Origin of the sequence: Colwellia hornerae, from assembly GCF_007954355.1 — a bacterium.
Lineage (GTDB): Bacteria > Pseudomonadota > Gammaproteobacteria > Enterobacterales > Alteromonadaceae > Colwellia_A > Colwellia_A hornerae.
Genome location: NZ_VOLR01000027.1, coordinates 46048 through 52913 on the forward strand (window position 1 = coordinate 46048; position 6866 = coordinate 52913).

General features: G+C 38.2%; 6 protein-coding genes. 3 read left to right on the forward strand and 3 right to left on the reverse strand.

The window, feature by feature from the left end; all coding sequences use genetic code 11:
* Window positions 1-147: 147 nt before the first annotated feature.
* The 3 genes from rlmB to ESZ26_RS16185 all read right to left on the reverse strand — a co-directional run bounded on the left by rlmB (window position 148) and on the right by ESZ26_RS16185 (window position 4292).
* Complete coding sequence (rlmB, locus tag ESZ26_RS16175; protein ID WP_146800491.1) at window positions 148-900, reverse strand: 23S rRNA (guanosine(2251)-2'-O)-methyltransferase RlmB; 753 nt, start codon at window positions 898-900, stop codon at window positions 148-150.
* A 93-nt stretch (window positions 901-993) separates the two neighbouring features.
* Window positions 994-3429 carry a ribonuclease R gene (rnr, locus tag ESZ26_RS16180; RefSeq protein ID WP_146800492.1) on the reverse strand — a complete coding sequence of 812 codons (2436 nt, stop codon included), beginning with the start codon at window positions 3427-3429 and terminating at the stop codon, window positions 994-996.
* Window positions 3430-3674: 245 nt separating this feature from the next.
* Entirely contained in the window at window positions 3675-4292 is a 618-nt protein-coding gene (locus ESZ26_RS16185) for a tetratricopeptide repeat protein (protein WP_146800493.1), read from the reverse strand.
* Between the two features lie 285 nt (window positions 4293-4577).
* On the opposite strand from ESZ26_RS16185, the gene ESZ26_RS16190 reads away from it, so the two are divergent.
* From ESZ26_RS16190 to ESZ26_RS19600, 3 genes are read left to right on the forward strand one after another with little or no spacing between them, the layout of a single operon-like run.
* Window positions 4578-5588: a sensor domain-containing diguanylate cyclase gene (locus tag ESZ26_RS16190; protein WP_146800494.1), complete on the forward strand. Its 1011-nt coding sequence runs from the start codon at window positions 4578-4580 to the stop codon at window positions 5586-5588.
* Between the two features lie 25 nt (window positions 5589-5613).
* Complete coding sequence (locus ESZ26_RS19595; protein ID WP_317615690.1) at window positions 5614-6117, forward strand: DUF3391 domain-containing protein; 504 nt, start codon at window positions 5614-5616, stop codon at window positions 6115-6117.
* Window positions 6118-6131: 14 nt separating this feature from the next.
* On the forward strand, window positions 6132-6749 hold the full coding sequence (locus tag ESZ26_RS19600) for an HD-GYP domain-containing protein (protein ID WP_342353835.1): 618 nt from the start codon (window positions 6132-6134) through the stop codon (window positions 6747-6749).
* The last annotated feature ends 117 nt before the right edge of the window (window positions 6750-6866 follow it).

Here is a 6866-nt window from a genome sequence, read left to right on the forward strand (position 1 = left end):
TGTAGTAAATATAAGCAGCGAAGGCAAGACAAATATAAGTATGCGGGGCAATAAACAAAAAAATCACCAAGAAAGTCACTTCTTCGATGATTTTTATTGAGTTTTTCAGCTACAGAGCGACTTAACCGCCGTTAAGTCATGTAAGTATTATCGGCGTTGGCGTACGATTTCAAACAAACAAATGCCGGTAGCAACAGAAACATTTAAACTTGAAACACTACCAGCCATAGGTAGTTTAACTAATTGATCACAGTTTTCACGGGTTAATCGGCGCATACCTTTACCTTCAGCACCCATGACTAATGCCATTGGGCCACTTAATTTCTCATCGTACAAGCAATGATCAGTTTCTCCTGCTGTACCAATAATCCAAACACCATTGTCTTGCAATTGTTTCATGGTACGTACTAAATTAGTGACTTGTACCAATGGCACAGTTTCAGCTGCACCAACAGCAACCTTACGCACTGTTGCGGTTAAACGGGCCGCATTATCTTTTGGAACAATAATAGCCTGTACACCGGCCGCATCTGCATTTCTAAGACACGCGCCAAGATTATGAGGGTCGGTAACACCATCAAGAATTAATAGAAAGGGCGTTTCATCTTTTTCTTTGGCTTGGGCAAGAATATCAACGAGATCATTTTCGGTATAGGTTTTACCCTGAGTAATACGTGCTAAGACGCCTTGATGTTGTTCGCCATCACTTTTTTCATCAAGCACTTTACGACTAACAAGCTGCGTGGAAATCTCATACTTTTTTGACAAATTAATGATCGTCATTAATCGTTCATCTTCACGACCTTTCAGTAAAAAAAGCTCAATAAAGCGTTCTGGAGCACGTTTAATTAATTCATTAACGGCATGAATGCCAAATACTAATTCGTCTTGTTTTGCCATGTTATTCTCTTTTCAACTTCTTCTTTAATTTATCTATATCGCGTTACACTGCTTATCGCCTAACTTTTATTGTTATAACGATACCGACTAATATTATTCAGTCGTTTTACGAGCATTTTTACCTGGACGTTTTTTCCGTGCGGTACGCTTTTTAGCTTTTGATTTTTCGGTTTTCTTGTCTTTTGGCTTCTTTGGCGCCCCTTTGTCGCTAGTTCCTTTGGGCTTATTAAAACCCTGATCGGCGTTTTTTCTCAGCCCGGTACTTTTAGTTTTCGATTTACCTTCAGGTTTACCACTACTTTTCGGGGCTTGTTCACCCGACAAAACGAGATCTATTTTTTTCTCATCCAAATTTACCGCCGCGACATTAACTTCTAAGACATCGCCAATACGATATTTAGTGCCCGAACGTTCGCCACTCAAACACATGCGAACATCATCAAAGTGATAATAGTCATGCCCTAAAGAGGTTATATGAATTAAGCCTTCGATATGTAAATCGGTTAAGCGTACAAATAAACCAAAATTAGTAACCGTTGAAATAACACCGGTGAAGGTATCGCCAACGTGATCTTGCATAAATTCACATTTCAACCAATCAGCAACATCACGCGTCGCATCATCAGCCCGACGTTCGGTCATTGAACAATGCTCTCCTAGTTCAATAACTTCTTCAGGTGAATATTGGTAAAATCCGGCGTTCGCTTCATTACTTTCGTTAGCGCTTTGTGCTTGTTTTGCCAAAATAGCTTTAATCACTCGATGAATAACCAAATCTGGATAACGACGAATTGGCGAAGTAAAATGACTATAAGACTCGAGCGCTAAACCAAAGTGTCCTAAATTTTCACTTTGATAAACGGCTTGGCGCATAGAGCGCAGCAACATAGTTTGGATCAACTCTTGGTCTGGACGACCTTGAACATGGTTTAAAATATTAGCGTAATCAGCAGGTTCAGGTTGCTCTCGCGTTGGCAAGGCTATGCCGAGTTCAGTTAAATAACTGACAAAGTTTTTATACTTATCTTCACTCGGTTTGTCATGAACACGAAATAAGCCCGGCATTTGGTGTTTTTCTACAAATTTTGCCGTTGCCACATTCGCTAACACCATACATTCTTCAATGATTTTATGCGCATCGTTACGAATAAGCGGCACAATCGATGCTATTTTACGATCACTATTAAACAAAAATAGAGACTCGGAGGTTTCAAAGGCAATGGCACCACGATTAGTTCGCGAGGTCTTTAATGCTAAATACATTTGATATAAATTTTCTAAATCGCCAACTAATGGCTGATATTGTTCGCGCAACGCTGCTTTCTCGGTTGCGTCTTCACCCGATAGAATTGCTGCTACTTTGCTATAAGTAAAACGAGCATGTGAGCGCATAACCGCTGAGTAGAACTTACTACCCGACAACTCACCTGACGCACTGATAGTCATTTCACAAACCATACATAAACGGTCAACATCAGGGTTTAATGAACACAAGCCGTTAGATAACTTTTCCGGTAACATCGGAATAACTTGGCTAGGAAAATACACTGAATTACCACGAGAAATCGCTTCATCGTCAAGCGCTGTACCATTACGTACGTAGTAACTTACGTCGGCTATAGCCACCCATAAACGCCAGCCACCCGATTCTTCAGGCTGACAGTAAACAGCATCATCAAAATCTCTAGCGTCTTCGCCATCTATAGTGACTAACGGTAAGTCACGTAAGTCAACGCGTGAAATTTTTGCTTCGTCTTCCACTTCGTCTGCTATTGTGGCAACTTCTTCAATGACAGCAGCCGACCATTCGTGTGGTAAATCATGTTCACGTAGAGCAATGTCAATTTCCATGCCTGGTGCTAAATGGTCACCTAAGACTTCAATCACTTCACCTACGGCATTATTGCGTTTTGATGGGCGATGCAAAACATTGACCACCACCATTTGTCCGTGGCGTGCACCAAGCTTACTTTCGGGTTCAATCAGAATATCTTGTTTAATACGGGCATCGTCTGGCACGATATAAGCGATACCATGTTCAACATAGAAGCGGCCAACAATACCGGCTTTACGCGGCTCGATGACTTCAATTATTTTAATTTCTTGTCGGCCTTTACGATCGGTACGATCGACTAAAATAGCGCTAACAATATCACCATGGAATACCCGCTGCATTTCATAGGATGAAATATAAAAATCTTTGCCAGGCTTCTCACCTTTAGCAATGTCAGGTATAAAAAAGCCAAAACCATCACGATGACCGGTAACTTTACCTGTGATCAAACTATTTTTGGCTGGAATGACATATTGCTTAAGTTTATTGAAAACAAGCTGACCTGCATTTTCCATAGCACGCAAACGTCGTTTTACGCCAACATGATGAGTTTCATCATGATAATTCAAAGCTTTGCATATCGCTTTAAAATTAAGTGGCACAGCAGAGTTTTCTATTACTGATAATAGTAATTCTCGACTCGCCACTGGATTGTCGTATTTTTGTGCTTCGCGTTTTTGATGAGGATCTTTCAGGGGATAAACTCGATTAATGTGTTAATGCAGCAATTATATACCTATACCCGTTACCATTCAAAGCGTTGGTTTTCAGTGGTAATTAAAAACGATGTCGATAGACATTAATTTTATCGGATGATGATGCTATTTTAAAATTTAATAACGCGACAAAAATCGTTTAGGTCCTCGTTAACCAAGGAGTTTATTAGCCAAAGCTATTAAAATAGTAATGCGATAAAAAATATTATCATATAAGAAACAGCTTAAAATTTACCTTCTTTGGCTGAATTAACGACATGCTCTGGCATTTTATCTGCCAACGCTGATAATATTTTTGTAATTTGCTGATGAATTTTTTTATCATCGGTAACCGAGTGATGAAGTTGTGCATATAACTCTGGGTAGTCTAATGGACTACCATAACCTTGTGCATAGATATCGGCCAGACGCATCTGTGCTTTTAAATTATTGACTGCCGCCGCTTCTCTAAGGTAAAAGATTGCCTTTTCTACATCAACTTGCATAAATTTACCGGTATGGTAGTAACGCCCCAGTTGTTCAAGTGCTTCAGGTAAGGCTTGGTCTGCAGCATTTTTCATAAAGTGAAGCCCAAGCGGTACATCTTTTTTTACACAGACACCATACGCCAGCATATCCCCCCAAAGAAATTGGTACGAAGGATATTCTGATTTTGTAGCTCGTGCTTCAATATCTTGTACGAGCTGGCATTCATCGAGCACAACTTGGCCTAAATGTTTATTTTCTTTGATTAATCCCAAAAGCTGGTTATCAGTATAAATTTGCACAGCTTCAAGTTTTTGACCATAGCTGGCATGACTGATAAAGCATAACAAAGTTAAAATTAATAATAAAAATCGCATAAATGACTATCCAAAAATTCAAAAATAAATATAAGCATTAGCTTATTATCGGCTGAACATCAAAAAGGTTAAGTGATAAAAACTGACATTTTTTTGTTGCCAACAACTCTATTTATCAATCATTAAAGGTTAAGCAATATTAATACCACTACATTAATTTACTTTACCGTTCAATATTTAGCTTTTAGCAAGTATCACCATTTCAAAAGGGGATTTGACTAAGCTCTTGCACAATAGCCCTGAAAAGAACACAATTAAAACTGTTTTATACAACAAGAAATATTTATGTCAGAATTAGAAATTGAGCAAATGATCGCCAACTCAAAAGCTAATGAAAACATTGCACTAAAGCTATTTGAAATAGAAAAAGAAATACTTGAGAGTAAATCTTGTGAAGAACTCATTCAATGTTTATTGAACTCAATAAAACAAAAGTTTGATATCACCGCTATTACTCTGCTTTTAGTTGAACCAACACCGATTAGCTATTTATTCAATGAACTATTGCAATCGAATTGGCAACACCGGCATAGCACAAAAATATCTTTAGACCAGTTAAAAGTTTTTCATCATGACAGTAAACCTTTCCTGACTAATGATTTAGATAGTTTGTCCGCTGTTATACCTAATAATTTACTTATAGAGGCACAATCTATTGCGCTTATCCCCTTAATACTAGAGGGTCAACTTTTTGGTAGCTTATTATTTTCTGATAGAGATAAAAGTCGCTTTAGTAATAAACTCGGTACCTTTCATTTAGAGCAACTCGCTACTAAAGTAAGCTTGTGCTTATCCAATGTACTCATTCGAGAACAACTTGAATACATGGCTCATTACGATCGCTTAACCGGTGTAGCTAATCGTCGTTTAATGGAAGTTTTTATTGCCGAAGAATTGGTACGACAACAAAGATATGGTGTTCCTTTCTCACTATTATTTATTGATTGTGATGACTTTAAACAAGTTAATGATCAGTATGGCCACGATTGTGGTGATAAAGTACTGGCTTATATAGCTGCAAAGTTACAAGGTTTAATACGAGAAAACGATCGCTGCTTTCGTTACGCAGGCGACGAATTTGTTGTGGTATTGGCGAGCCAAAAACACCAAGAAGCTGAACTAGCAGCACAGCGCTTGAGCCGGTTCTTTGTCAAGAACCCTATGCCTTACCAAAATACAGTTTTACCCGTTACAATAACTTGTGGCGTAGCGGCAAGTGACGGTAAACGTTCGATGAGCGAACTGCTGAAAGAGGCTGATAGCCATTTATATCAACTGAAGAACAATAGACAATAGGTGTTAGTTTAGCGAGTAGATTACTATGATTATTGAAATTGAAATTTCAGCGTTATTAAAAGGGCATTATGTTGTTGATATAGCGAAACAACGAGGCGCTTATAACTTAACGACAGCGAGTCATATAAAAAATACTCAGGTTATTGGTAATTTACGCAGTAAAGGCGTCGAAAGTTTATTAATTGATACCTGTAAAACACTCACCTTTGATGCTAACAATAATATTATTGGTCGAGTCAAAGACACCTTGTCAGCGAATAAAAAATCGCCCATTATTTTAGAGATAACTAAAGCTAAAAAACTCTTTAATCAATCTAAAGAAATTCAACGGCAAGTATTTTCAGATGCTCAACGAGGCCGCAATCTCAACCTAACGCCCATTATTGAAATAACCAATCAAACCATAGATACCGTATTTAAAAATGCGGATGCTTTAGCCTGTGTTATCAACATCAGACAAAAAGATGAGTACTTGCTAGAGCATTCAGTCTCGGTTTCAGTATTAATGACCATTTTTGCGCGTTTTTAAAAATAGACAAAAAAATTGTTCAGTTACTTTCAGTTGGTGCTTTTTTACATGATGTCGGCAAAATTAATGTCCCTGACAGTATTTTAAATAAACCGGGCAAGTTAACCGAGGCTGAATTTACCGTGATGAAAAGCCACGTAAACCATTCGATAAAAATAATAGAGTCAACACCTGGTATTTCTGAATTGAGTCTTGAGGTTGCTGTGCTCCACCATGAGAAGCTCAACGGTACTGGCTACCCTTTCAACATCCCTAAAGAAAAAATCACTAAGTATGGTAGGATGATTGCCATTTGTGACATTTTTGATGCTCTAACGGCTAATCGTTGTTACAAAGATGGCTATAGCCATATAAAAGCGTTCAGTATCTTACGAAGCTTGGCGCAAAAAGAACATTTAGATCAGCGTTTAGTCGATTTATTTATAAAATGCATGGGCGTTTATCCTGTTGGTTCATTAGTCGAATTAAGCTCAAATAAACTGGCTATTGTCGAAAGCAGAAATGACGGTGACCCAACCAATCCTAAAGTACGTTCATTCTATAATTCTTTAGATGGCAGTTACGTAATGGCTGAAGATATTGATTTATCAGACAATGAAGACTTTATTGTTCGGGGGATTAGGAGCCTGTAACAGATTTTGTGTAACTGCCCGTTTTAAATAAAGTCCTTTAAGCGGTCTTCGAATTCAATCATAAATCGATTCAAGGCCGTTTTCCAGTTTCTTATCGGCATCGTCCATTTCTTGGAT

Excerpts from the sequence above, each read along its gene's own strand:
- rlmB (WP_146800491.1), bottom strand. The coding sequence starts at position 900 with ATGGCAAAACAAGACGAATTAGTATTTGGCATTCATGCCGTTAATGAA.
- ESZ26_RS16185 (WP_146800493.1), bottom strand. The coding sequence starts at position 4,292 with ATGCGATTTTTATTATTAATTTTAACTTTGTTATGCTTTATCAGTCAT.
- ESZ26_RS16190 (WP_146800494.1), top strand. The coding sequence starts at position 4,578 with ATGTCAGAATTAGAAATTGAGCAAATGATCGCCAACTCAAAAGCTAAT.
- ESZ26_RS19595 (WP_317615690.1), top strand. The coding sequence starts at position 5,614 with ATGATTATTGAAATTGAAATTTCAGCGTTATTAAAAGGGCATTATGTT.